The following is a 26,608-nucleotide window of genomic DNA, read 5'->3' on the forward strand; positions in this document are numbered from 1 at the left end:
TTATCGGGCAATTGCAATTTTAATCAGTTTCCTCTCCGTGATTCCATCAGATTTGGCTTCAATAAGTGCAAAATATCCACCACTGGCCCAGCTGGATGTGTCCAGCAAAATCTCCTCAGCTATACCACCTTTACTTTGAAAAGTATGATTGCCGATGACCCGGCCACTCATCGTCAATATTTTGATTTGAATCTCAGCAGGTTCACGGGTTTGAAATCTGATTTGAGTTTCGTCCGTCGCAGGATTCGGCCAATTGTATGTCTCTTCATCATTTAATAATGAGAGCTGAGGATTCGACGGCGCATCGGAATTGATGAATCCGGATATTTTATTCCTGGTTTGATTTCCATATTTCGACTTCCACTGGAGATTCTTCAAATTCTTAAATTCCCAAACTTTCAAATCTCCCGTATGACTAACAGCAATTAATTTATTTCCTGAAATAAGCGGATGAATGGGTTGAGATTCTTCATTTTCAATTCCTCCAACATATAATGGAAATCCATCAATTAACTCACCATGTTGGTCAAATGCATACAGATTCATGGAGTAATTATCGTATCCGGTAATGATAAACTCATTATTGTTATCTCCATTCAAATCTGCAACGATTGGTGTTCCTGTAAAACGGGTTTCAGCAGGTGCGGAAATAGGAAATGACGGAAGGAATGCCCCATTCTTATTCTTTGCAATTACCTGGTTTGACGTATAATCAATAAATAAAAAATCCAGTTGGCTGTCTTGATTGAAATCAACAAATGCCGGCCAGTCGATGAAACCGGATTTATGAATCACTTTCTTAGTCTGATAGTTTTCATCCGGACTAAAAACGGAAAGTTGGCCATCCTCAAGAAGGTAGAAGAATACCTGGTCATTCGGCGCTTGAATTAATCCAGTATAAAACCTTTCATCTTCATTTTTTTGATTGATGACAAAAGTTTCAGATCCCCCCGGATGATTTAGAATGAGTGAACCATTCTCAATTTTTGATTGGTAATCGCCAATTTTTTCAGAGAACTGAACGGCGTTGTTTGTGCTCAAAATTTCATTGTTTGACAGATCAATTCTGTCGGTTGTGCCATCAATATCAAGAATGTTTGTCTCGAATGAACTGATAAATGCAGAGTTTGATTGAATGGTAAATTGGGATTCCTCAGAAATACTTTCTTCATGGAACTGATAAATAGATAACTCAATATTTCCAGTTTCTCCAGGTAATCCGGCCACTGTAAATAGGTCGTTATTGATGAACGGTTGCTGAAGAGTGTTTACAGAAATCAGTTGCTCAGAAAGATGTTTATCATTCGGCTGATAAAATTGAATACCATCATATCCCGGGATTAAAATCCAATCATTATTAACAACTGTAATTGTTTGAACTGCAAGTGGATATCGTTTCCAATACTCATTTTCGGCATCCGAAAAAGCGGTGATATTCATATCTGATTTTGAATCCCAAAGCTCATAAATACCAGGGAAAGGCTGAACAGGTCGAATCTCAAAACTTGCAACCGGCAGGTTGTCTGAAATATTATAGATTTCGAAATAGGAGGGAGCACCCGAATTACTATTATTTGTGGGAGTGGTTTCCGGGCTGAATCGGTTGTTGTAAAATTGAAGGGTGTCTGATTGGATAATAACACTGGCGTTGTTGCCTGACCACCAGAAATCATAAGGAGATCCATTTACTTCATTTTGAAACAGCCCGATAGAGGTTGGGCGGCCAATATCCTGGGCTCCGTCTGCTTCCTCAAGATCTATTCCTCTGCGATCCGCATTATTATTAACGCCTCCTGTATCCATTTTTTCTCGGATGATGCCTTCGTCAATATGCCAGATTAGAATTCCACCATTTAATGTATCATCAGTTTCCAGATCAGAGATAAATCCGCCCGGGAGCGAAAAATCATAATTGCTTGCAGATACAACCACACCGGGTTCCAGCAATTCATCAAATCCGAATTCTTGATTTGTAAATTCTGTGTCGTTGTTTGTAAATGTTTGCTGAACGTAACTCCCGTCATTTTTTTTAATTGTCAGAGTAATTCCGTTTCCATCAGGGTCACGATGGCGATTTTCGATAAGAAAGTATTCTTCATTGGATATTGAAACTTTGGAAATACTTTGCTCCTGATGAAGGTTGGCTGCGGGCAAATGAATCGGATTTTCTTCATCATATTCAACGGAAAAGGGGACAGACCATCCGAGGTAGGTTTTTTCCCAAGCCGAAAGTTCCGGTGGGAACAGGCCGTTGTAGGAGAATATTCCGGCACCGTCCATCAAACCAAATCGGCCAATACCCGATTGGCCCGTATTTGTATCAAACAGATCTGGTAAGCCAAGATGGCTTCCGATTTGTGCGGTTAAAAGTCCGTTTATGGAAAGGGATAACAGGAATCGGTCATCAGCAGCATCTGTGCCGGCCCTTGTAAGTGTTCTGGGGATTATGAGTGAATTGCTCACTAACAGATTGCCATTGTTAATTGGAAAACCGGAGAAAGACGGATCATCCAAAAACCGGGAAAGAGTTTCTCTGCTTAAATAAAAAGAAGGTAAATCCTGGGGAGTTTTGTCAAGGTTTGTTCCTGTAAGTTCGATGTCACGTCCCACACCCGCATGGAAGATTACGAATGCAATGTTATCGGCTTCGGTAAAGTTGTTTATGATTGCATTCGATTCACCTACCATTGTCCAGGCATCAGTCACTAACTCAGCCATACTCGACAGATCAGGATTTTCACCGGTCGGGGAGTATTCTTCCATCCTTTTGTTTAGCTGATAAACTTCTGGTAGAACTTCAAAATCAATCGAAATTTTACCACCTGAAACAGTTTCAAAATAGTTTTTGGTGAATTCAAGATGAGCTTCAAAATAGCTGTGATCGTGAGGAAGAGCATCGATATTTGTTCCGGGATCTTCAAGGTAAGGAATGCTGCCAGGGCCAAATGTTCCATTACCTGATGTAAAGCGATTGGTGTCCGGAAGAAATTCTACCATCACCCCGATAATTTTTAAATCATCAGGGGCAGAAATAGTTTTTTGAGGGGGGGAATATTGAGAAAATGAAGCGAGATTCGGTTTGATTTGAACCTGCGCGGATGCATTATCGATCCAGAAAAGAAATAAAAAAAGCAGTGATAAAATAGATATACCACTGCTTCTTGAAGTTAAATATGTCATCCAAAAGAGAAGATCTTACCTAAAATTCATCAGAACGCTTAACCGGATCGTGTTTGCAAGAGGGTGATCGTCCTCAAGTGTGTAGATATAGCTGAAATCCACTCCGAAAATATTGTACCGAAGTCCGGCTCCCAGGGTTATAAATTCCCTGTTTCCATTTTCAGGATGTTCGTAATAATATCCTGTTCTCAAGGCAAAAAGCTGATCGTACCAATACTCAAGTCCAAATCCATACATTAATTGCTGGCCAAGACCAACGCTAACGGTTTCAGTGCCATTGAATCTGTCATAGGAACCCCATGAATTAAACAGGGCTTCGAGGACTCCCATTGTTTCATATTCAGGATTTTCAGGATCGTCACTGATACGCTCGTTACGAGCCATGATCTTTGAAATGTCATTGGAGAGTGTGAGCGTATTGATACCATTTGCATCAATATCCATGGTGTAAGCCCAGCCTAAGCGCATCACGGTTGGAAGGGGATCTTTCTGGGCATTGTCTGTGTATTGTATGCCCGGTCCAATGTTTGAAAGATTAAATCCGGCATTAAAAGTCGCCTGTCTGTTAGCTACCTGGAACGGGTTGGTTTTATAAAGTGCTGCAAGGTCAATGCCGACACTTGATCCCGGACTAATGTCCTGACCACTAACACTACCGTCCGCAAGTGAACTGTAGATGTATCTTAATCCGGTTCCGAGAGAGAAGTTATCCGAAATGCGGAAACCATAGGAGAGACCGGCTGAAATTTCAAAACTGTTAAAACGCCCGAGTTCCAGTCCTGTTTCATCTGTTCGGATTTGCTCGCCGAGATTGAGAAACGTGATGTGTCCGCCAATGGTGCCAATGTCTTCCACATAATAAGTTCCCACGAGATAATCATAAAACAGATCTGCATTAAAAGCAGGAAGCCAGTTTGCATGAGTTACACTGATCTGGTTTTGATTCTGAAAAGCGAGTCCTGCAGGATTCCAAAATATTGCCGACGCATTATCTGCTACAGCAACTCCCGTGTTACCCATACCCGTTGCCCGGGAATCGGGTTCAATTTGCAAAAAGGGAACAGCGGTTATTCCAACCTGGGCTTTAACTACAAAAGCGGGGAGTAGTAGAAGTGCTGTAAGAGTGAAGAAAATCTTTTTCATAACGTGAGTACTAAGTGTTAAATGGATCTGTAACTCTATTTAATATTTGGTTAACTCGGATAATACGTGATCTATTGTTTCGCCAACATTCGGCCATAAGATTGCAATCTGCTGGATTAATATTGATTAGAAAATTCTAAACGAATGAATGTAATGGTTTAACCCATCACAGGTAGTCAATCTTCTGTTGAATAGTGAAACTTGTAGCTTTTTACAATAGGCTTCCTTAGAGTTTATAACACACATTTCCAGGGGTGAAGAGAATGTAGACAAATGTACCCAAAAAAGGATCAAATAAGAATTTTTTTAATGTCTTTCTCTAAGAGAATATAATACGTGCACACCCAAAAAAAGTCAAGTTTCTAAGCTTGCCCTGAATGCCTTCAAATTAAATCATTTCTACTACTAAAGCTGATGCCCCACCACCGCCATTGCAGATTCCTGCACACCCAATCGAGCCATTTGTCCGTTTCAGGGCGTTTAGCAGCGTAACGACAATTCTTGCACCGGAACATCCTATTGGATGACCTATGCTTACTGCTCCACCATAAATATTTACTTTTTCGGGATCCAGCTCCAATAGTTTATTATTTGCCAGAGAGACTACCGAAAATGCCTCATTTATTTCAAATAAATCAACATCACTTTTCGCTACACCTGCGCTTTTTAAAGCTTTGGGTATAGCATCAGAAGGCGCTGTTGTAAACCATTCCGGAGCTTTTGCTGCACTTGCCCTACTTCGAATTCTGGCAATTGGCTTTAAATCCAATTCCTTTGCTTTTTTCTCGCTCATTAGAAGGACGGCTGCGGCTCCGTCATTAATACTGCTTGCATTTGCCGCTGTAATCGTTCCTCCTTTATCGAAGACAGGTTTGAGTTGAGGTATTTTCTCAAAATTAACCCTTTCAAGTTCTTCATCCATTGTCATTTTTGTCACAGTGCCCTTTCTGTCAGTGACTTTCATAGCGACAATTTCATTCTTAAAGTATCGGGCTTTATGTGCGGCGATGGCACGTCTGTATGATTCGGTTGCAAATTCATCCTGCTGCTCTCGTGAGATGTTGCATTCCCTGGCACAGATCTCTCCGGCACTGCCCATATGAAAGTCGTTGTACACATCCCATAAGCCATCGATCAGAATACCGTCTTCAACTTTGGAGTGACCTAACTTCGAACCAAACCGATGTTTTCGAAGATAGTATGGTACATTACTCATACTCTCCATTCCACCCGCAACCATAATATCATTTTGACCCAATTCAATTTGATCAGCCGCAATCATAATGGCTTTCATTCCCGAAGAACAAACTTTATTGACGGTTGTTGCCGGTGTTGTATCCAGTAAACCTGCTTTAAGGGCCGCTTGCCTTGCCGGTGCCTGGCCAATTCCTGCAGACAAAACATTTCCCATCACAACTTCCTGTACATCATCCGGTTTTATTCCGCTTTTTTTAATCACTTCATAAATAACGGAAGCACCAAGATCGGGTGCGGAAAAGGAGGAAAGTTTTCCGCCAAATGAACCAATGGGTGTTCGTTTGGCTTCAACAATAACAACAGCAGACATTTCTTTCTCTCTTTTGGGTTACAATTCAATAGCTTGTTTTAAATCTTCAACTAAATCTTCAGCATCTTCTACTCCAATGGAGAGCCGAATCAGTGAGTCGGTAATCCCGACTTTTTCCCGAACTTCTTTAGGGATGGAGCCGTGTGTCATAGAGGCCGGATGACTGATTAATGACTCAACGCCTCCTAAACTCTCAGCAAGTGTGAATATTTTCGTGCCGGACATTACTTGTTTTGCTTTTTCAATGGTGTCGTCTTTGAGACGAAATGAGACCATTGCTCCAAAATCTTTCATCTGTCTTGCGGCTGTTTCATGCTGTGCATGAGTCTTTAACCCGGGATAAAAGACGTGATCTACATCGGGATGAGATGTTAACATATCTACGACAGCCTTCGCGTTTTCTACTGAGCGCTGCACACGTAAATGCAGGGTTTTTATGCCTCTCAAAATAAGGTAGCAATCCATTGGTCCCGGAACGGCTCCGGATGTTTTTATCTGAAAACGGATTTTTTCCATGAATTCCTCATTGGAAGAAGCAACAGCTCCGCCAATTACATCTGAATGACCGCCCAAATATTTTGTAGTGGAATGCATAACGACATCAGCGCCTAATAACAGGGGCTGCTGAAGGTAGGGAGAGGCAAATGTATTATCCACAGCAGTGAGAGCATCACTTTTCTTTCTTGTTAGATCTGCAACCGCTTCAATATCAATTACCCGCAAAAGGGGATTGGTGGGCGTTTCAATCCAAACGAGTTTTGTGGATTCTTTTAAAGAGCTCTGAACCTCCTCAAGGTTGGTCATATCAACAAAAGAAAACTCAATGCCATATGGTTCAAAAACCTGTGTGAATAACCTGTATGTACCTCCATACAGATCATTCGTAGAAAGTACATGATCTCCGGGTTTTAAAGTTTTTATGATCGCATCAATAGCTGCCACTCCACTGCCAAAACATGCACATTCATCAGCTTCTTCAAGTCCGGCAATAAGTTTTTCAAGAGCTGTTCGAGTGGGATTACCTACTCTGGCGTAATCATAACCCTGGTGTTCATTTGGAGATTTTTGTGCGTATGTAGATGTATGAAATACCGGTGGCATAACAGCTCCGGATGTTTTTTCCGGTTCCTGGCCGGCATGTATTGCTTTTGTGTTAAACTTCATTTTAAAAATTGTAAGATCGTTCAAGAGATTCTGCATCCTCATTCATTCCCAACTCAACATACACCTGGTAAAGATTGCTGATGTATCCCATATTTTCGGGGTTCAGTTCAGCAAGCCTTTCCCAAAGAGGCAAAGAATACTGCATATATTCACTCTGTAGGTCAGTGAATAATTCATCATTATTATAATTAGTTGATAGTTCTTTCAATCTCGTTGAGGTGTTTTTATAGAAAGTGGCTATTCTGAACATGCCTTCCTCCGTTGTGGGAAGTGATTCCTGAATAGACTCGAAGAGCGAATGAGCTGAATCGAGAAGTTCAGCCAATTCTTCGCGATCGCTCTCTGAAAGTTGGCCTTCACTACTTTGCAGATATTGATCCGTTCGGTTTTTAAAAAGATAATAGAGTTCGGTTGCAAGAGATTCCTGGTAATTATAACGGGTGGGATATTCTTCCGAGAGCTCTTCCAAACGTTCAATGGCCTCTTCATGCCTGTCGCTCAATATCAGAACGTTTATTAAACCATGATGATAGAGTAGTTGGTCCGGATGGCCTTCAACAAGTTGCCTGTAACGATTTTCAGCCTCAACTAAATCACCGGATTCGAGGTATAAATATGCCAGTTTTTCTTTCACCTCTGGTTTTTCCACTTGATTTCGATTGTCAGCTGTTTCCAGTATTTCAATTGCATCACTCAAATTCCCGCGCTGGTAGTGAGTTGTTGCCAGCACATTGTACGTCTTAAGACTATCCGGCATAAGGGTAATAGCGTTCTCAAAATGAGCAACAATTCCTGTCACTTCTTCCTCCGAACGTTCGGAAGCATTTTCCTGGAGCTTTTTAATGCCGTTGGTTTGTTCATCTCGCCAGGCTTTTAATAAAATATCATTTAGCTGGCCGGACTCGGCAACAAACTGAGCCGAATAGTTATCCGCAATACCTCTGATGTTCGAATAAACAGGTTGGCGATTTGCCGGATTCGAAATGGTTTGAGAGTAACGATAAAGCAAATTGCCTTTTTCAACCGGAAGTTCACTATTCTCCGGGTTTTCTGAAATCTCCCGATTGATTTCCCGAATCTGTTCCTGCAGAGATGTTATATCGGAATTCGATGAACCATCTGATTCGGTATTTTTGAGATTACTACATGAAAAACTAAAAAAAATCCCGAATGCAAGTACGAGACTTGACATTCGGGTAAATCGATAAATCATAGAAAAAAATTAGTTGGAGTTATCCATTCCTGCTTTTTGCATGGCTTCTTCAGCCTTTTCTTCCATTCCAAGAGCCGTGTATACCTGGAAGAGAGACTGCCAGTTTTCCGGGTTTTCCGGGTTGATTTCGGCAGCACTTTCATAATAGGTCATGGCTTCTCTCAGATTTTCTTTTGCACTTTCATCAAAATTGTCAGCTTCCTGATTGTCGGTAGTGTTATTTCTTCTCTCAAATAAGTTGGCTGCACGGTTCTGATAAATAATTCCAAGAATGAAGTTGGCTGATTCACTATCGGGTTCAAGCTCAACTACTCTCGACATTTCACGAATAGCAATACCGGTCAATTCGTCAATTTCTTGTTCTTTAGAATCAATTTCAGACTGAAGTTCTTCAATTTCAGCTTGTGTTTGCTCAAGTTCTTGTCCGCGTTGATTTCTTGCAGCTTGTCTCAATTCGAAAAGTTCTTCGTACAAGTCAGATACGTCATTAGAAATACGCTCAACGCTTTGGTAAACCTGAGTACCAAGTACCCGTCTGTATTGTGGGTTATTTGGTTCTTGTTCAATTAATTGCTCTACCAAAGAAATCGCCTGATCCCTTTCACCTGACTGGATGTAAGCATCGGCGAGAAAGCGTACAAACATCGACTCCTCAGGATACATTTCACGGCCTTCTTGTGATAACTGAATAGCCTCTTCGTACTGGTTGTTGTAGAGATAGAGGCTGTTGAGGTATTCATAATCTTCAGGAGTTGGCTTATCGAGAAGATCCATAACTTTTTCATAGCTTGAAATAGCTTCTTCAACCCGGTCTAACTGAAAATAGGTTGATGATATAACCTGAAAAGTCATTGCACTATCGGGGTTGATGATAGTAGCATTTTGAAGGTGCTCAAGAGAAGCTTCATATGGGTTCTCAGTAGCATTAAAGAGGCTGTCATCATTCTGAATACTTACCCCTGCATTATATTCATCGGCCCAGAAAGAGACTATAGAGTTGTTTAATTCTTCAAGTTCTGCCGGGGTTTCTGGTTGTTCCTGCATTAAAGATTTGGCAGTATCGAATGAAGCTCTTGCTTCTTCATAAACAGGCTGTCTGGAACTTGGTGGATCCATCTCCCAAGCTTGTGATGACAGAACAATTCCTTTATACATATGTGCAACATAATTGGCAGAGTCTGTTGCAAGTGCAGTGTTTACTGTTTCAAGCGCTGCATCATAGTTCCCTGTAAATAGATCTACTTGCACATCGTCAACAAGCGGGTCTGCTGTTTCACACGCCCAAAATAATGCCAAAGGAGCAAGTATTAGAAAAAGTATTTTAGTGCTTTTCATTTTTGTATGAGTGATGTTTTTCTTATTTAATTCAATATGTAGAAAGTAACCATATATAGAGGATTCCGCAATATTAGGTTCCTTTCAAATCATTAATTCAGGCTAATTTACAATAGCTTTTTAAAAGCCCGTTAATCTATCTTCAAATTGAAATTTTTATGGTGTAAAAACACGTATGATGAAAAAAATTGTTAAAACGGATAAAGCTCCATCCGCAATTGGTCCGTATAGCCAGGCAGTTATAATTAATAACACTCTGTATTGTTCCGGTCAGATTGCCTTAGATCCCCAAACAATGGAAATGGTTGGTGACAGTGTTGAAGACCAAACAAAACAGGTGATGATAAATATTGAACAGATTTTACGCGCAGCCGGCAGTAACTTCAGCAAAGTTGTTAAATGCTCGATATTTCTGGATAATATGGACGATTTTAAAATCGTCAACGAAATTTACGGCAACTATTTTAAAGAAAATCCGCCTGCACGAGAGACAGTTGAGGTGAGCACATTACCCAAAAACGCGAAGGTAGAAATTAGTTGTATCGCTTTTATCTGATTTTAAAAAGAAAGGGATGCCGTTCTTGATGACCGATTTCCCATGCCGTCAAAAACTTCTGCTTCTATATTATTTTCTTTTGAAGGAGTAAATCCGGGGAGGTAGTAACTGAGGGAATTTATGTCAGGATCATATTCAACAATTCCCCTTTGCCCATTTACAGTAATGATTGACGAGCGATAATCTATGCCGGTTTGGCGATCTATCGCTGGGATTTTTACGATCCAGTTTCCAGCGAGATTTTTACCAAATTCCGGCATTCCAACCCAGGGAGGAGTGTCATCTTCCATAATCACAAGACTGCTTATTTCCCGCATAGATGATCGAATATATCCATCAGAGTTCACGGCTCCCATAAAATAAAGCCGATTTCTGAACTTGTCAGCTGAAAAGAGTCCAAGATGTGGGTTCTCTTTTAAATCTTCAGGGAGAATGTAATTGAAATAAATTTGTCCATCTATCGGAAGCCTGTCCGGCGAAAAATTGAATTGAATTTCATCGTCCATTTGAAGGATGTCCAAATGAAGATCAAGTGTGTCGTAAAGTGCATCTTTGGGGAATTCGACCCACAATCTCTGATCCGGAGTATGAAAAATTTGTTTTACACCGGGCGTGAGTTTTTTTTCGATTGAAGAGGTAGAACTGAAGCGAATCGGGGTTTCATTCTTCTGGATTTCAAAGTCAATATCTTCAGCGTTCGCCAATAGTGGCGTTTCATCATTCAGAAGTATTTTGTTCCAGCTGATTGCAAATGGTTTTTGCGTTTGTGACGGGACCGGATAAGTTGGAACATGGGTGATTTTTTCGGGTCCCTCATAATTATTCACACGAATTGTTACGGCAGCCGTGGTTCTATTGCCGTAAATATCCGAAGCGATAATTCGAAGTGGATAAGTGCCGTCTTCAAACGTTAGGACACCTTCATTTTTTAAAATTTTATAAATGGGAAGCTTGTTTCCAGCTACACGGTACAATCGCTGAAATCCCCTGCGTGTTTGAGCCAACATCAAGTAAGACCGGTCTAAAAACATTTGTCCGGTTTCTTCATATGAAAACTGATCCACACTGGAATGATAAAGTGTATCCGCTTCATAAACCAATGTCAGTGTATGAACGGCATAGACATTTGGGGTCTGATTGGCACGGTCATGAACATTTACAGCAAGACCAATGGGTTGATTGACCGTAACACTTCCAAAATCATATAGATTACCATTTCTTCGGGCATTTATAATTTCGAATCCATCGGGTTTCAAGGAACCTGAGTCCAGGAATTCAATGCCAAGTTGTCGAAATACGGGAGGGATATTATCTGTAACCCTGATATTTGTCAGAAGTGGATTGAATGGTTCGTGATCCGGGGTTCGGAGTTCAAAATGGAGATGTGGCGGGCCGATTCCGGTAGAACCTGAGAAAGCAATGACTTCGCCTTTTTTATAAGTAATGGAATCCGCTTCAACAATTTCATCAATTGCTGAGGAGTAATCAGTCATTCGAATTGAATCTACAAATGCCTGGAGTTCGGGTTCAAACCGATTAAGGTGGGCGTAGACAGAGTAAGATCCATCTTTATGTTTGAGATAGACAACATTTCCATATCCATGCGGACCGGTGGCAATTCGATAGACTATGCCGTCACGGGTTGCGAAGACGTTATATCCTTCTTGTCCCCAGGTTCGGATATCCAATCCGGCATGTAAATGCGCTGATCGGGTTTCTCCAAAAGTGGATGAAATTTGATGGGTAGCATCCGTAGGCCACGCGTATGTTACAGAATCTTCCAAAAAGGGGAGAGGCTGAGACATGATCTGGCTATTTGCCAGCATCAACAGGCCAAGAACCAATACCAAGATTTTCAGATTACGCGCGAACATATACTTCTAACGTCGAAAATTGATTTCCTATAGATGCTTTAATGGTATCTCCGCTAACAATGGGGCTGACACCTTCCGGTGTGCCGGTAAAAATTAGATCTCCCGGATAGAGTGTAAACTGATGAGATAAGTAGGATATTATCTCATCCGCCGAAAACAGCATATTCGATGTATTTCCGCTCTGTCGAAGTTCACCGTTTACTTGCACCTGAATATCCAGATCTTGGAGATTTAATTTTGTAGTAAATTCAACCAAATTGCCAATGGGTGCAAAGCTGTCAAATCCCTTTGATAATGCCCAGGGTAAACCATTCTTCTTTGCATTTGATTGGATATCACGTGCCGTAACATCAATACCGACTGCTATCGCTTGTATTGAATTTAATGCGTCATCAACAGGAATATTTCGAATCTGTTTCCCGATCAACAAAACAAGCTCCACTTCATGATGAACATTTGTGGATTCTTTTGGAAGAAGAATAGTGTCTTTATTAAAAATCAGACTGCTTCTGGGTTTTAAAAAAACAACGGGATCTTCCGTTCTCTCACTTTTCATCTCTTCGATGTGCCTGGCATAATTTCTGCCAATGCAGTAAATGGAGCCGAATTGTAAATAGGGGTATTCTTTGATCTCGAAACTCATAGACCAAAAATAAAAAAGCCCTGACAACAATGTTATCAGGGCTTTAAAAAAATTAAAAAAATTTAAACTTCTTCTACGGAAACGTATTTACGACCGTTACCACGGGTTCTGAAAGTAACCTGACCGTCGATGAGTGCAAAAAGTGTATCATCACCGCCACGGCCTACGTTTTCGCCGGGATGAAATTTTGTTCCACGCTGTCTTACGATGATGTTTCCGGCACGGACTACTTCACCGCCGTATTTTTTTACACCAAGTCGCTTCGATTCTGAATCTCGTCCGTTTCTTGTCGATCCTTGACCTTTCTTATGTGCCATAATAGATTAACCTTGTGTTAAGAAATTTTTTCGATTTGAAGTTGAGTAATAGGCTGTCGGTGCCCGTTTTTAACTCGGTACCCTTTTCTTCTTTTCTTCTTGAAAACCATCACTTTATCGGCTTTCAGGTGTTCAACGATTTTTGCTTCTACTTTAGCACCTTCAACACTTGGTTTGCCGACCGTAACCTTTCCTTCAGCGTCTTTTACCAGAAGAACTTCATCCAAAGTGATTTTTTCATCATCAGAAGAAATTCGGTTTACATAAATTGTTTGGTCTTCAGCAACCTTATATTGATGCCCGCCAATTTTTACGATAGCGTACATGTCAGTCAATTTCTTATTATTTGTTTCGAATTTTATACAGATTCCAAAGATAATGTTTTTTCAAATGAATTGAAACCTGTATCAATATGATTTTTTGTGCAACGAACGCTATCGGTTGGATTCATATTTAGAATAATATGCTACGGAGTTTTAATGGAATAACATATAATCTGAACTGCTATGAGTAAATTACCGGATCTTCACAAACAAGCCTTTAAATATAAGAACACCAAAAAGCTTCAGCATGATGGCGGACGGGCGTGGATTAAAGATTCACAACTATTTGAATCCCGAAAGGGCGGAAATGGCCGACTCGTTACCGAGAAAAAACAGTCGCGAGAGACCAAAAGCAAAATGCATGAGATGTAACCATTTCGGGAATGAACGGATTTAGGCTCAAATTAGCTAGCCAGTTTCCGTGGTAACGCCTTGTGTATTCCGCTTCGGTTTACATGGCCAATGTATTTACCGATGATTCTCACTTCTTCAAATACATCCGGTTTAATGATAATGTCGTCGTATTCTTCATTTGCTGGTTCAAGTCTCAGGCCATTTTTATCATAAAAAATCCGTTTCAGACTGGTTTCTCCGTTGTAAAGTACTGCACCAATGTCTCCCTCTTTTACGTCATTGTCCATCAGCAGAACAAAATCTCCATCATAAATACCGGCGTCTTTCATACTCATTCCGGAAACGCGGAGTGCAAACATATCATCCATATTTGGGAAGAGAGTTTCCAGGGTGATTTGCCCCAAATCTGCTTCCACGGCTTCCTGAAGATACCCGGCAGCAATTAAACCACGAACAGGAATGCCCGAGTTTTTTTTGAGGCCGAGATTTTCTTCATAATTCGGATGAATATCGTATTCGTCATCATCAGTTTTAATTAGGTATCCTTTCTTTAGCAATGCCTGTATATTTTGCGTAACACTATTTGGGGATTTGTAATTGAAAGCCTCTGCGATTTCCCTGTACGTTGGCCAAACATCATGTTCTTTTTTATAGTCGATGATGAAATCAAAAAACTCTTTTTGTTTTCGGGTAAGTTGAGCGTTGTCCATAGAATTTTATTTTTTATGTATGATGTATGTGTAATAAACAAAGAACTCTTTATAAAAACAATAGATGAACCTTTTTTTATCCAGGGACAATTTCGGATCGATTTTACTCTTGTTTAGCGCGCTTATTTTATTCAATTCTTGTTTGGAAAGACCTCAACTGGAGAGAAATGAAATCATCAAAATTGAATATCCAAAAATTGCGGATGCTATAATCGGGAGAAATTTCGACCGATTGTGGAGCTTTACCACTCATGAAAACGAAGATGTTCGAAAACTTGCCTGGAAATCAATTGCTAAAAGTAAGTCCCCTAATCTTCATGAGTTCTTTGAATACGCTATCCAATATGACAACTCTTTCGCGTGGTATGCACTTAGTTTTCATCCGTTATCAGATAAGCAGGTTGAGTTTTTGAATGAATATTTCGCTGATGGTATCATTCGGTCTGAAGGTGTTTGCGAGGTCTTTTTCAGAAAGGGAAATTTGACCACATTAAACATACTGCTCAATAAGAAAGAACAATTACTCAAGAGTGAGAAGTGTGCAAAAGCAGTGGGCGGAATTTTATCTCGCATAGAGGTGGATGATCTCAAAAAAAGAGAGGCATTTTCACTGGCTATGAATTCAGATCATGCCATCATTTGGCGGAATTTTTTATACGGATTTTACCGATCACCAATTAATCGTCCTGCAGAAGGTTCTGTCTTAATGAATGATTTTTCTAAACTATTGGATAACTACGATGGCCATTTTTCCACAATGATGGATGAGTACATCGTTCGGATTCTCGGAAAAACTGGTTTCATGAAGGTTATGGAGCGAAGATCTGATATAACGCTAAACCATGCCATTCAACTCTCCACAGAGCTGGCGAATACAATGACTCTTTTTAAAAAGAGTGAATTAAACCATCCACATATTAAACGTTTGTTGAGACATCCGGTGGATAATGTTGTAGCACAATCACTTCAGTCTTTAAAAGGATTCGACTCCATACCGGATGAGCTAATTAACCTTGTGAACAATGAAATTGCTCCAAATACTCGAGATGGAGAAGTGTTCATTGAAGCATTGGAATTGCTCATTAAAAATGAAGTTGATATTGAGGAGTATAAATACAAAATGGAATTTTTGGGTCATCATAATGAATTTCTTAAAGATCGGATACTCACGCTTTTTAGCACGTTTGAATCAACGGATGACTACTTGGAAAGAGTGAGAAGAGACGTTCATGATGGAGGTATTACCGGATCAATGGCGCTTCAATCTCTTGCTTTTTACTACTCTGAGAATGTTGAGGAACCCGGCATTCATAACAAACTGAGAGCAATTGTACTAAATGTGCTGGAAGAAAGTGATGCCACCATGTTTTCTTCTCTGAATATGTTTTTGATGAGCAGTGATCTGTTTACTGAGGAAGATTATGAGCGTTTGCATACTTTATACAAAGCTTTTGCAGAGGCCGGAGAATGGGATAAAGCATACGTTCTGAGGTCAGTTTTTGAAAACAGGTTTCAAGACCGTTTTGAAGCACTTGAAAGGCCCGAATTATCATTTCGAATTCCTGATTGGAATCGTCTCTATGAAATGGGTGTTCAGCCTTTCTGGAGATTAAAAACCGAAAAAGGCATAATTGAAATTCAACTGGACCCGCTGGCTGCTCCCTTTACTGTTTCTTCAGTTGACAGCCTGACACGAGCCGGTGAGTACGACAATATCTCATTTCACAGAATTGTCAGAAATTTTGTTGTACAGGGCGGGGATATAACCCTGGATAAAAACGACCAATTGCGAGTTGATTACAGACTTCCCACAGAGCCATCTTTTCAATCGTTTGAGCGTGGTATGGTTGGAATTGCCAGCTCGGGACAAGATACAGAAGGGAGCCAATTCTTCATTATGCTAAACTGGTCCCCGCATTTAGACGGTAACTACACCGTTTTTGGGAGAGTAACAAAGGGAATGGAAGTAGCGGATCGAATACAGATTGGGGATAAGGTTTTAAAGGCAGAGATTTATTTAAGGTGATTGGTAAAAAAATAAACAGAGAAATCGATTCATAAACGATTGAATTAGTGTTTTACTTCATTCAAACAGCAATCCCAGAATCTTCAAGAGCAGATTAATTTTTGAATTTCTTAGAAAACTAAAACTTTCTCTGTTTTATCACTCATTTCCCTTCGGCGTAAATGCCTGGATTCCCGTAATCTCTCTCCCAAGAATTAATCCATGAATATCATAGGTTCCTTCATAGGTATTCACCGATTCAAGGTTCACCATATGATGAATCACACGATATTCTCCGGTAATACCATTTCCTCCATGCATGTCTCTGGAAACACGGGCGATTTCGAGAGCCTTTCCAACATTATGGCGTTTTGCCAACGAAACCATACTTGGGTGAAGACGCCCGGAATCCTTCAGTTGTCCCAATCGCCAGGCCAACATTTGCATGGAAGTAATATCCGTCAGCATATCGGCAAGTTTTGTTTGCGGTAACTGATTTGCACCAATCGGTTTGCCAAATTGCTTTCGATCCAAAACGTATTGTCTTGCCTTTTGATAACAAAATTCCGCAGCTCCCACGGCTCCCCAGGCAATTCCATAACGTGCACTATTCAGGCACATAAACGGGCCTTTCAATCCCCGGATATCGGGAAATACATTTTCATCCGGAACAAAAACATCCTCAAAAACCAGTTCGCCGGTTGAAGAAGCTCGCAAACTCATTTTATGTTTGGTAGCGGGAGCTGAAAATCCGTCCATCCCTTTTTCAACCAGAAATCCACGAATGACGGGTTCATCATCTTTATTCTCTTTTGCTTTTGCCCAGACGACCGCAAGATCGGCAATGGGAGAATTGGTAATCCACATTTTTGCACCGTTTAAAATCCAGCCGCCATCCTTTTTTAAAGCGGTGGTCGTCATCGAGCCGGGATCGGAGCCATGATCAGGTTCAGTCAATCCGAAACAACCAATGATTTCTCCTGTTGCAAGTCGTGGAAGGAAACGCTCTTTTTGCTCTTCCGTCCCGAACTCGGAAATCGGGTACATTACCAGGGATGACTGCACGGACATGAATGAGCGATACCCAGAATCTACACGTTCAACTTCACGGGCAATCAGTCCGTAAGCCGTTTCGCTGACTCCGGCTCCGCCATACCTTGGATCAATTGTTGCACCTAAAAGTCCCATGTCGCCCATCTCTTTGGCGATCTCGATATCAAATATTTCATCCTGATTGCCTTCGAGTGCTCTGGGTTCAAGTTTGGACTGAGCATATTCCCGGGCGGTTTCCATCACCATCCGATCGTCTTCAGAAAGCTCGGATTCAAAAAGGTAAGGGTCGTTGATATTAAAGGTGTTTTTAGCCATGGCAGATAATATTTAATTCACTTGATTGATTTGTGGAGCCGTCAGCTATCAGTCATCATAATTATTCTGAATGCTAACAGCTGACGTCTGACAACTGGAAATTAATGGTTTGTTTGGCAACTGCACTGAATCACGTTATCGGATTCGATAATGGCATGCCAGTCGAACTGTTCATCATGATCCATTTGTTCCCACCAAAAGGGGAGACGCTCTTTCGGATGATTACCAATTTCATTCATTGTCGCTGCATCATACAACCGGCCATTTACCATTGTATACACAACATTTTCTGTTTCCTGTAGATTTTCGAGCGGGTTACCATCAATTACAATTAAATCAGCAAGTTTTCCTTCTTCAAGAGAACCGAGGTGTTCGCCAACTCCAATGTAATTTGCACCATTAATGGTAGCTACTTTTAGTGCTTCATGATTACTCATTCCGCCCTGTTCAAACATCCAGGTTTCCCAATGCGCGCCGAGGCCTTGTAACTGGCCGTGAGCTCCAATATTAACCGTTACTCCCATATCATGAAGATCAGCCGCAGAAGCAGCGCTTAACATGTGTCCCATTTCATATTCTTCCTCCGGAACCATTGTTCTGTGGCGGGATCTTGAATCAATGATAGACCGTGGTGTAAAGTTCAGCAGGCGTTCTTTTTCCCACACATTTGTATGTTGATACCAATAAAATTCGCCACTCATTCCGCCATAGTTCACAATGAGCGTTGGTGTATAGCCAACATCCGTGTTCGACCACAGTGTCAACACATCTTTGTAAAGCGGATAAATGGGAACGTTGTGCTCAATGCCGGTGTGGCCGTCTATGATCATGGACATATTGTGGGTATAAGTTGAACCACCTTCGGGTACTACATTGATGCCAATTTCCCTGGCAGCCTGTAAAACCTGCTGGCGCTGTTCTCGCCTGGGTTGATTGTAACTTTTAACTGAAGTAGCACCAAACGCTTTTGTTCGCCGGATGGCCGATCTTGCGTCATCAAGACTATTAATAACCGCCTTAAAATCACCCTCGGCGCCATAAAGAATTCTTCCGGATGATAAAATTCTTGGCCCAATCATATTTCCCGCTTTTACCATTTCGGATTGTGAAAAAATCATCTCCGTATCAGACGAAGGATCATGGGCTGTTGTCACTCCATATGCCAGGTTTACAAAATATTCCCATTGCTGATTCGGGCTCAAACCCTGACGGAAATTCCCAATATGAGCGTGTGCATCAACCAAGCCGGGCATGATCGTTTTTCCTTCAACATCAATAACATGGGCATCCTCGGGGATATCCATTTCTTCTGATGAGCCAACAGCGGAAATCCGGTTTTCTCTGATGACGATCGTTCCATTTTCAATCACTTCATCTCCATTCATAGTAATGATATGGGCATTCGTAAAAGCAATAGTACCGGCGGGCATATCCAGGTCCAACTCGAGTCCAATATCAATTCCTTCATTGCTCTCAAGGGGGAGTTCATCATTGTTCTCACCCTCAAGAAAATCAAAGGCTTTTTGGAGTTCAACAGAGTAATATTTTGGGCCGAGTGTCCAGTGGAGCTGATCGCCTTCATTCGACCAATGAAGACTGATTCCTGCATCTTTTGCAACGTGCGTGACCGGCATCGCTTTGGTATTTGCATTTAAATCAATACCACTTCCTACTTGCGGCATAGGAGCGATGTACACTTTAAACAATTCATTAAATGCCACCCATTTGTTGTCAGGGCTAAGCACAAAATTGTTGGCATACTTAGACGTGAAATGGGTTTTGTGATCCTCTCCATTCAGATTCATTGATTTATATTCACGATCCAGATAAGAGCCGCCAAGATAAAATATTCGTTTCCCGTCCGCGCTAAAAGAAGGATCTTCGCCATTCTCATAAATCAACGTCTGTTCACCACTTGAAACCGGTATGGTGTAAATTCCCGGATTTACCGTGTAAGCATGCCCTTGATGATTATTACCGTTTTCTCGCCGGAACAGGATAGAAGTTCCTTCAGGGGAAAACGAGGGTTCGCGGTAAATCCCTTTTTTGTTGGTGATAGTTTGTGGCGAAGCGTTATTTCTTGTGATATCCAACACATTGATACTTCCCATTTCCACATCATTCCAGGTAACATAAACCAGCTTACTGCCATCTGCAGAAAACGAAGGTTCAAACTCCAGGTTCGAATCATTTGTGAGCCGTTCTGGAGTTCCATTGGGTAATTCTTTTTTCCAGAGATATCCGGCTGCATTGAACACCAGTGTTTCTCCATCCGGAGACGTTACGGCATGGCGTATAGCTTTCGCAGTGAATGTTTCAGAAGCAGGATTAAATTTGTAATGAACGGCATCGGCTACTTCGTAATTGATTTCAGCTTCAAACGGAATCTCCTCGACTGCCAGAGTTTCTACATTCAATTTGTTGATTTTTCCCTGGGCCCAGAAAACAAGATGTTGTCCGTCCGGAGTCCAGTCGAAATTTGTGTAGGGCCCAAAAATAGCCCAGGCTTGTTGTTGATCCGGGCTCATATTGTCGTAAACAGGCCTTTCAATTCCGGTCTCAAGATCACGGATGTAAAGAACGGATTTTGTCCGAACTCTTTTTACAAACGCCAGTTTTGATCCATCAGGAGATACGGTAGGAGAGATAGCTCCGCCGGGACCACCGGTTACGCGTTCAATTTTACCTTCTTGACGGTCATAGCGATTAATTGCATAAATCTGGCTGTTCGGATCTTTGTTGTACTGAAAAAATCCACCGGGATAGACATCCTGGCTGTAATACACGTAGCGGCCATCGGGAGAGACAAAGGGTTGTCCCACATCTTGTTGATCATTCGGCCGTTCAGTTAATTGAATTCCTGATCCACCAGAAATATGATACATCCAGATTTCTCCGGCTCCCAGTGAGCGTGTGGAGGTGAAGTGTTTTCTTGCAACCAGATAATTTCCGTCCGGCGTCCAGGAAGCATTATTCAAAAGTCTAAAGCCTTCTTCAGTTATTTGTTTTGCGTTTGATCCGTCGCGATTCATCACCCAAATATTATCACCGCCACCGGCATCGCTTGTGAAAGAAATTTTGCTGCCATCCGGACTGAATCTTGGCTGTACTTCATAAGCCACACTTTCCCGAATGGCTTCTGCTTCACCGCCTTCTATCGGAATCACAAAAATATTTCCCAGCAGATCAAAAACAATTTCTTCTCCATCGGGACTTACGTCCAGGTTCATCCAGGTGCCTTCGGTTGTTTCAAAACTAATCTCTTTACTTTCAGCTCTGTGTTGAGTTACATCCCATTTTTCATCATTATTTTCTGAATCCTGAGCGGAAAGAGTGGCAGTGCAACAGATGGTTAACACAAATAGCAGCAGACGCTTTATCATAACAAATATTTCTTTTTGATTTGATTTGCTTGATGTTACTAAAAGTTGAGGAGAAACGAAGAATAGAATCGTATTTTTTCGAACAACGAACTGATGGTTTTGAGGATCATTTAATAGGCAAGAAAAATACAATGTCCGGATTGCTCAAAAAAAAATGGCGACCTGATCAAAGCCGCCATTTTCACGTTAACTTTAGGGGTAAAAACTCTTAAAGTCTTTCTATTTCCATTCCCAAAAATTGTTCCAGCTCATCCACAGATTGGATATTTTCAAATGCATCAGGTTTCATCTTCGCCACGAAATCTGCGGGAATATGAACCGCACGAATCAGAACATCCTGGTAACCATCGGAAGCGGATAAGTTGTAGTTGGCGTCCAGAAATATTCGAACATCTATTGCGGTGAAATCGAAATCAAAAAGAACAGTTCCTCTTGAATTGAATTCCGTAATGGGAAGTTGCCGCCAGACTTCATAATCTCCATCAAAACCTTCCAATACAAAAGCCAAGACAATATCCTGATCAAGAACTTCAATGGATCCGGGAATATCTTTATAGAATTCAAATCCATTTCCGGAAGTCAGGGTTGCGTTAAATTCAAAAGAGGTTGGCAGAATTTCTGGTCCTGCGGGCCCGGGAGGTCCTTCCGGGCCAACAGGGCCGCGACCGCCACAGGAAATAAAGAATGCCGTCATCAATAAGAGAGCCGTTGCAGCTTTTATTACTTTTTTCATAAGAGTGATGATTTAATTACAGGTTATATACATTCTAACGTTGTCCCGTAGTTAAGTTGCACTCAGTAAAATAGTGTAATAAATGAATCTATCTTATTGATAAAATTGTAGTTATGATGATTTACTTTAAATAGCATTTTCATGTTAGAAGCGTAAAATGCTGAGAGTGAAAGGATAAGAAATGAGAATTAGTGAGCTTGGAATGTAGAAAAAATTGAGACCGCTATAACCACTGAATAAGCTCATCCAAAACGGACCGCTTACGGTAAACACTATAAATCGAAGCAACCCAGATGGCTGCGTGAATCAAAGGTAAAATCCATGTAAAGGGCAGACTTAACATACTTAAAGCGAAACCAATTGAGAACATGAAAACTCGGTAAGCCATATAAAATAAGATATAGAGCGGAACTAAGGTTCCGAAAAAGATGGCAGCTGCATCTAAATAACTTTCATATTTTTCATCCTGAGTTTTTTCCAATTCATTTTTACGTTCTTCCTTTTTTAGCTTTTTTCTGAGTTCCCGATCTAAATTTTTATCAAACACTTTTTCCTCACTCAAACGGATGAATACAGCTCGGTCTACATTTTGGTACAATCAATACTATTTAATTAAAGTCATTTGACGCGTGTATACTACACCACTTACATTTAATTGATAATAATAGACGCCACTCGCCATGTCAAATGCATTCCATGTTACCGCGTAGGAACCGGGAGCTTTTGATTCATTGACAAGTGTCGCTACTTTTTGTCCCATTACATTAAAAATGCTCAATTCTACGTCAGACTGAACCGCGATTTCATAGTCGATATTTGTAGTTGGATTAAACGGGTTCGGGTAATTTTGTCGCAGTGCAAAGCGATCCGGTATATCGTTGTTTGTGGAATTTTTTGAATCAGGGTAAATGGTGAGAGTAAAACGATTCTCCGGCGGAGCTTTTTCTCTTTGAAGTGGATTCTTTATCAATGGGTGAAATGGTTTCTTATCTGCAATTTTTGCAGAACTGCCTGCTGAGAGAAATTTGTAGGAATCTGTCTCTTTGAGATTAACGGTTTTACCGGTTTGGTTATCCTTTAAAATAAGAGACCACTCAATTGGAATGTTTTTTAACTCGGGCCAAGTCAGGGATACTTCTTCGCTTATTGTTGTCCAACCCTCATCAACGGCTTGAAATGCATTTATGTGAAGTGGAATTTCAAGCGCTTCGGTAAACTCAATTGGCAGATTATTGATATCAAGAAGGATTCCCTCCGTTTCTGTGGATAAGCTTAAATAATCATCATGGTCGAGCGGAGTAAGTTCAAGTCCGTCAAAAGAATCCATTCCAGGTTGTCCAGCTTTATTGAATGAAAAGAAAGCTTCATTAAACATCTTGTCTGTCTCAGCTTTCAAATGAATGGAAATTGCCTCATCAATTTTCTCTTTGTAGAATGTACCGCCAATAACTTTGTCTGATTCTTCGATCGTTAGTGATGCGGAACCGGCTGCGTCAGTGATCACCCAAAAACCTTGAAAAGGTGCGATTCTTCCATCATTTAAAGATCCGGAACTTCCATTCCAAACCCGATAGCTTCCGGCTACCTCACTGGCTTCAACGTCAGAACCGATTGGTGTTCCATAGCTATGGTCGTAGACATAAACTGTATTTGTGAGATTATTTTTATCCAACAAATCCCAATCAACAGGAGAGAGGTATGGATTTCCCACCAGTGTGGCTTCGCCTCCTGAACCGGAGTGAATGGAAGGAGTTACCGTTCCTGAATTTTCAGTGCCAGCCATTTCCAAAATTTTGGGAAATCCACTATTTGCTTCCGACTCGTTATGATTATCATCACTGTAGACAAATACCAAAACCCCTTCACCTTCATCCATCGGCCCTGTAAGATCATCCACAGCGTTAAAAGTGGTACCATCATACGTAACAACATTTGGTGCTCCACCTGAATAATTTGCCCCTGTTGAGCTTCCCTGTGTCCATATGGAACCTAACAGATCATCATATGAATTATTGGAGGTAGGAGTGGAGAGCATCCGCCAACCTTCTGTTCCGGTTATTTCTAACCAGGGATGGAATGGGAATCCTCCAATTCGGGTTCCCGGCGAGAAAGGTGAACCGTCATGAGTATCCGCAGTTGAATGATCTGTAAAGTTGCCGGTAAGATCCGGGCTTCTTGTAAAGGATTGATTTGATGATCCTTCAGTGCCTCCGTAGGTGTACCATATGATTTCTATTCCTGAATTATTCTTAAGAGTAATATCGTCTCCGCTGTTGTTAAGACTGAGGCTTCCGGTTGTCTGGACAATGGCGCCACCAAATTTTCCGGTTGGTGTTCCTCCGCCAAAGACCAGAACCGCCTGATTTGGTTTAAGAACTGTTGGGTTTTCAAATGTATGAGTAGTACTATTTGAATCTTCTATGGTCCAATCAGAAATATCTAAATCCGCAGTTCCGGTGTTAACGAATTCAAGAAATTCATCATCATCTGAATCGGTACTTCCGTCTCCATTCGCATCCCCATCCGGATCAGCCAAAAATTCGTTTAAAACAATATCAGGAGTATCGAGAGTGGTTGCCTCACCCTGGGGCACGGCACTGTCAGTTTTATAATCGATATCAGAACCTGTATTTGTGTAGGAAAATATTTTAAAATAGTACGTGGTTGTTTCATTCAGACCTGAAAAACTTGCAGATTCTTCACCAGAGTTTACATTTAGCGCTCCGGAACCATCGGACAGATCTGTATCATTTGGTTCGGTATTCGTGTCAGATGGATTTGAAATAGAACCGAAATCAGTATCACTTACTTTTATTAGATAAGCATCAGGAGCTGGAGTGCCTGATGCATCGGTCCAGGTTAACCCAACAGAATTTACAGAACCCGTTGCATTAAAAGAGGTAACATGATTGGCCGGTTCTGTCTTTAAAGACGAGATTATAACAATTGATCCGTTTGTTTGAGAAGCATTAATAGAGCCAACCGTTGCAACCTCGTACGTCCAACCACTTCCATTATCACCTACAACATTGTTTGGTGCCTGAAGGCTGTTGTCGTTGTCGGAATCAGAGCCGATTTCATGGAGGTAATTGTCAGCTTCTGGTGAACCGGAAGTTGTGATATCATTACTAATATCACCAACACCACCCCAGGCAACGGCGTCGATTACATTACCCGATTCGTCGTAAAGAATAATTCCATCTGGACCGCCTTGCAGACTTGAAGAGATTGACTCGTCAGCCCCGGAAGAGAAATCACCAGCACCGAGTACATAGAATCCTAAAGCATTACCTTCAGAATCGGTAACCCCATCATCGGGAATAACAAATGCCCCAATAGTATGGGTGAAAATTTCTGAATCTCCATTGCCATTCACATGATATATTTCGTATCCGCTTAGGTCAGTCCCGGCAATTCCTATGAGTTCGATGAATTCAATATCATCCGAACTATCATCATTTGAACGAATTTCATTTATTCTTACCTGTCCCTCTACTGTTCTCCAAAACATAAAAAATAATAGCATGGAGAAAAGAATAGTTGTATTCTTTTTCATGAAAAACCTGCCAAAGTATTGTTGGTTAGTCTATACCGAAAAGGAGAAAGGCTATTGTGTTTACCCCAAAAATCTCTCTGCTACCACTGCCAAAAGCCAAACCCTGATGAATTAAATCTACTTATACTATAAACCTCCTTTTTCAGGAAGTCAAATGAATTGCCGATTCTTTCCGGGATTAAGAAAAAGTTTTTTTAAAAATGTTGAAAAATCTGCTGGAAAAAGAGGAACATCTATCGCTTATTTATGATTAGTATAAATAGAAAAGTTGCTCGCTATTAACTAATGAAAGATGACGTTTTATAAGAAAGCCTGTTTGTCAGTTTTGTGGCTTTTCTTGACCGCCCAACCACTGTACTCTCAAGCAATATCGATTCCGGATACACTTCAAGGTTGGGATACTATATGGATGGCTGGTTTAAATGGATCACAAGCTGCATACAACAATTGGTCTCAGGGAGGTGCTAGTTCAGTCAGCGGAACGGGCTCTTCGGTTTTTACTCTTTTGAACCGTAAAGGTGAACGAGGATATGGATTCAGGGTCAACTTAAAGTATGGGCAATCCTACAATAATGGCCAGGGAATTCGGAAAACAGATGATGTGTTGTCCATTCGAAACCGGGTTACCAAAAGTTTTAAAGACGAAAAAAAGTTAGCCGTATACGTGTCCACATGGTTTCAAACCCAATTCGATGAAGGATATAATTACAATGCAGGGGTAGGGGAAAGCGATTCATTGATTTCCGATTTTTTGTCACCCGCATATATCACAGAAAGTATGGGACTTGCCTATACACCTGACGATTTCTTTACGATGGAAGTTGGGATCGGATTAAAACAAACAATTATTAAAAATGGGGATCTTTCAGTGAATTACGGGCTCAACCCCGGAGAACATTTTGTTTCGGAGGGAGGTGTGTCTACCGGTTTGAACTATAAGAAAGAGATTTTTACAAATATTTATTATACGGCGAGTTTTGAAACCTTTACCAACTTGTTGAATGGTTTGAAAAAAACCGACATCTATTGGTATAACGAGTTGCATGGAGAAATCAATAAGGTAGTAAGTGCCACCTTTCAATTCGAACTAAGATACGACAATGATTTCTCGAGCCAGTTTCAGATGAAAGAAGTTCTGTCTGCAGGTGTATCTCTAAAAATATTTTGAACACTTTTATGTGCTA

General features: G+C 41.0%; 20 protein-coding genes. 4 read left to right on the forward strand and 16 right to left on the reverse strand.

The genetic code is table 11. From position 1 onward, the window contains the following. The 6 genes from L0B18_RS12000 to L0B18_RS12025 all read right to left on the reverse strand — a co-directional run bounded on the left by L0B18_RS12000 (window position 1) and on the right by L0B18_RS12025 (window position 9,602). Window positions 1-3,180, reverse strand: a complete 3,180-nt coding sequence (locus L0B18_RS12000; RefSeq protein ID WP_234572022.1) for a T9SS type A sorting domain-containing protein — start codon at window positions 3,178-3,180, stop codon at window positions 1-3. Between the two features lie 15 nt (window positions 3,181-3,195). Further along, window positions 3,196-4,323: a type IX secretion system outer membrane channel protein PorV gene (gene porV, locus L0B18_RS12005; protein WP_234572023.1), complete on the reverse strand. Its 1,128-nt coding sequence runs from the start codon at window positions 4,321-4,323 to the stop codon at window positions 3,196-3,198. Window positions 4,324-4,711: 388 nt separating this feature from the next. Then, window positions 4,712-5,890 carry an acetyl-CoA C-acyltransferase gene (locus L0B18_RS12010; RefSeq protein WP_234572024.1) on the reverse strand — a complete coding sequence of 393 codons (1,179 nt, stop codon included), beginning with the start codon at window positions 5,888-5,890 and terminating at the stop codon, window positions 4,712-4,714. Between the two features lie 18 nt (window positions 5,891-5,908). After that, window positions 5,909-7,054 carry a cystathionine gamma-synthase gene (locus tag L0B18_RS12015; RefSeq protein WP_234572025.1) on the reverse strand — a complete coding sequence of 382 codons (1,146 nt, stop codon included), beginning with the start codon at window positions 7,052-7,054 and terminating at the stop codon, window positions 5,909-5,911. A gap of 1 nt (window position 7,055) precedes the next feature. Then, the gene (locus tag L0B18_RS12020; RefSeq protein ID WP_234572026.1) at window positions 7,056-8,267 is read right to left on the reverse strand and encodes a tetratricopeptide repeat protein; all 1,212 of its coding nucleotides are present in this window, start codon (window positions 8,265-8,267) and stop codon (window positions 7,056-7,058) included. Between the two features lie 9 nt (window positions 8,268-8,276). Then, on the reverse strand, window positions 8,277-9,602 hold the full coding sequence (locus L0B18_RS12025) for a tetratricopeptide repeat protein (RefSeq protein WP_234572027.1): 1,326 nt from the start codon (window positions 9,600-9,602) through the stop codon (window positions 8,277-8,279). A 175-nt stretch (window positions 9,603-9,777) separates the two neighbouring features. On the opposite strand from L0B18_RS12025, the gene L0B18_RS12030 reads away from it, so the two are divergent. Then, window positions 9,778-10,158, forward strand: coding sequence for a RidA family protein (locus L0B18_RS12030; protein ID WP_234572028.1), 381 nt, complete (start codon window positions 9,778-9,780; stop codon window positions 10,156-10,158). A gap of 2 nt (window positions 10,159-10,160) precedes the next feature. Here L0B18_RS12030 and L0B18_RS12035 read toward each other — a convergent pair whose 3' ends face one another. The 4 genes from L0B18_RS12035 to rplU form a co-directional block, all read right to left on the reverse strand. Then, entirely contained in the window at window positions 10,161-12,032 is a 1,872-nt protein-coding gene (locus L0B18_RS12035; protein WP_234572029.1) for a M23 family metallopeptidase, read from the reverse strand. Further along, entirely contained in the window at window positions 12,019-12,675 is a 657-nt protein-coding gene (locus L0B18_RS12040) for a fumarylacetoacetate hydrolase family protein (RefSeq protein WP_234572030.1), read from the reverse strand. Before L0B18_RS12040 ends, L0B18_RS12035 begins: the two co-directional genes overlap by 14 nt. Window positions 12,676-12,737: 62 nt before the next feature. Continuing rightward, complete coding sequence (gene rpmA / locus L0B18_RS12045) at window positions 12,738-12,992, reverse strand: 50S ribosomal protein L27 (RefSeq protein WP_234572031.1); 255 nt, start codon at window positions 12,990-12,992, stop codon at window positions 12,738-12,740. A gap of 17 nt (window positions 12,993-13,009) precedes the next feature. Beyond that, entirely contained in the window at window positions 13,010-13,318 is a 309-nt protein-coding gene (rplU, locus tag L0B18_RS12050; RefSeq protein ID WP_234572363.1) for a 50S ribosomal protein L21, read from the reverse strand. A gap of 180 nt (window positions 13,319-13,498) precedes the next feature. On the opposite strand from rplU, the gene L0B18_RS12055 reads away from it, so the two are divergent. Beyond that, on the forward strand, window positions 13,499-13,687 hold the full coding sequence (locus L0B18_RS12055) for a hypothetical protein (RefSeq protein ID WP_234572032.1): 189 nt from the start codon (window positions 13,499-13,501) through the stop codon (window positions 13,685-13,687). A gap of 32 nt (window positions 13,688-13,719) precedes the next feature. On the opposite strand, the gene lexA is transcribed toward L0B18_RS12055, so the two are convergent. After that, on the reverse strand, window positions 13,720-14,379 hold the full coding sequence (gene lexA / locus L0B18_RS12060) for a transcriptional repressor LexA (protein ID WP_234572033.1): 660 nt from the start codon (window positions 14,377-14,379) through the stop codon (window positions 13,720-13,722). 142 nt (window positions 14,380-14,521) lie between these two features. Between lexA and L0B18_RS12065 the strand changes: the two genes are divergently transcribed. Continuing rightward, a complete protein-coding gene (locus L0B18_RS12065) occupies window positions 14,522-16,405 on the forward strand; it encodes a peptidylprolyl isomerase (RefSeq protein WP_234572034.1) in 1,884 nt (627 codons plus the stop codon). 138 nt (window positions 16,406-16,543) lie between these two features. Here the strand turns inward: L0B18_RS12065 and L0B18_RS12070 are convergent, their stop codons facing one another. The 5 genes from L0B18_RS12070 to L0B18_RS12090 form a co-directional block, all read right to left on the reverse strand. Beyond that, a complete protein-coding gene (locus L0B18_RS12070; protein WP_234572035.1) occupies window positions 16,544-17,752 on the reverse strand; it encodes an acyl-CoA dehydrogenase in 1,209 nt (402 codons plus the stop codon). A 101-nt stretch (window positions 17,753-17,853) separates the two neighbouring features. Continuing rightward, on the reverse strand, window positions 17,854-21,135 hold the full coding sequence (locus tag L0B18_RS12075) for an amidohydrolase family protein (RefSeq protein WP_234572036.1): 3,282 nt from the start codon (window positions 21,133-21,135) through the stop codon (window positions 17,854-17,856). A gap of 208 nt (window positions 21,136-21,343) precedes the next feature. Then, window positions 21,344-21,868: a hypothetical protein gene (locus L0B18_RS12080; protein ID WP_234572037.1), complete on the reverse strand. Its 525-nt coding sequence runs from the start codon at window positions 21,866-21,868 to the stop codon at window positions 21,344-21,346. Between the two features lie 223 nt (window positions 21,869-22,091). Then, window positions 22,092-22,430, reverse strand: a complete 339-nt coding sequence (locus tag L0B18_RS12085; RefSeq protein WP_234572038.1) for a hypothetical protein — start codon at window positions 22,428-22,430, stop codon at window positions 22,092-22,094. Window positions 22,431-22,472: 42 nt separating this feature from the next. Further along, a complete protein-coding gene (locus tag L0B18_RS12090; protein WP_234572039.1) occupies window positions 22,473-25,394 on the reverse strand; it encodes a lamin tail domain-containing protein in 2,922 nt (973 codons plus the stop codon). A gap of 439 nt (window positions 25,395-25,833) precedes the next feature. Between L0B18_RS12090 and L0B18_RS12095 the strand changes: the two genes are divergently transcribed. Further along, entirely contained in the window at window positions 25,834-26,592 is a 759-nt protein-coding gene (locus L0B18_RS12095; protein WP_234572040.1) for a DUF3078 domain-containing protein, read from the forward strand. Window positions 26,593-26,608: the final 16 nt, after the last annotated feature.

The sequence above is a fragment of the Rhodohalobacter sp. 614A genome, from assembly GCF_021462415.1.
Classification (GTDB): domain Bacteria; phylum Bacteroidota; class Rhodothermia; order Balneolales; family Balneolaceae; genus Rhodohalobacter.

Excerpts from the sequence above, each read along its gene's own strand:
- rpmA (WP_234572031.1), bottom strand. The coding sequence starts at position 12,992 with ATGGCACATAAGAAAGGTCAAGGATCGACAAGAAACGGACGAGATTCA.
- L0B18_RS12090 (WP_234572039.1), bottom strand. The coding sequence starts at position 25,394 with ATGCTATTATTTTTTATGTTTTGGAGAACAGTAGAGGGACAGGTAAGA.
- L0B18_RS12000 (WP_234572022.1), bottom strand. The coding sequence starts at position 3,180 with ATGACATATTTAACTTCAAGAAGCAGTGGTATATCTATTTTATCACTG.
- porV (WP_234572023.1), bottom strand. The coding sequence starts at position 4,323 with ATGAAAAAGATTTTCTTCACTCTTACAGCACTTCTACTACTCCCCGCT.
- L0B18_RS12020 (WP_234572026.1), bottom strand. The coding sequence starts at position 8,267 with ATGATTTATCGATTTACCCGAATGTCAAGTCTCGTACTTGCATTCGGG.
- L0B18_RS12025 (WP_234572027.1), bottom strand. The coding sequence starts at position 9,602 with ATGAAAAGCACTAAAATACTTTTTCTAATACTTGCTCCTTTGGCATTA.
- L0B18_RS12080 (WP_234572037.1), bottom strand. The coding sequence starts at position 21,868 with ATGAAAAAAGTAATAAAAGCTGCAACGGCTCTCTTATTGATGACGGCA.
- L0B18_RS12070 (WP_234572035.1), bottom strand. The coding sequence starts at position 17,752 with ATGGCTAAAAACACCTTTAATATCAACGACCCTTACCTTTTTGAATCC.
- L0B18_RS12095 (WP_234572040.1), top strand. The coding sequence starts at position 25,834 with ATGGCTGGTTTAAATGGATCACAAGCTGCATACAACAATTGGTCTCAG.
- L0B18_RS12035 (WP_234572029.1), bottom strand. The coding sequence starts at position 12,032 with ATGTTCGCGCGTAATCTGAAAATCTTGGTATTGGTTCTTGGCCTGTTG.
- L0B18_RS12055 (WP_234572032.1), top strand. The coding sequence starts at position 13,499 with ATGAGTAAATTACCGGATCTTCACAAACAAGCCTTTAAATATAAGAAC.
- rplU (WP_234572363.1), bottom strand. The coding sequence starts at position 13,318 with ATGTACGCTATCGTAAAAATTGGCGGGCATCAATATAAGGTTGCTGAA.
- L0B18_RS12030 (WP_234572028.1), top strand. The coding sequence starts at position 9,778 with ATGATGAAAAAAATTGTTAAAACGGATAAAGCTCCATCCGCAATTGGT.
- L0B18_RS12010 (WP_234572024.1), bottom strand. The coding sequence starts at position 5,890 with ATGTCTGCTGTTGTTATTGTTGAAGCCAAACGAACACCCATTGGTTCA.
- lexA (WP_234572033.1), bottom strand. The coding sequence starts at position 14,379 with ATGGACAACGCTCAACTTACCCGAAAACAAAAAGAGTTTTTTGATTTC.
- L0B18_RS12015 (WP_234572025.1), bottom strand. The coding sequence starts at position 7,054 with ATGAAGTTTAACACAAAAGCAATACATGCCGGCCAGGAACCGGAAAAA.
- L0B18_RS12075 (WP_234572036.1), bottom strand. The coding sequence starts at position 21,135 with ATGATAAAGCGTCTGCTGCTATTTGTGTTAACCATCTGTTGCACTGCC.
- L0B18_RS12040 (WP_234572030.1), bottom strand. The coding sequence starts at position 12,675 with ATGAGTTTCGAGATCAAAGAATACCCCTATTTACAATTCGGCTCCATT.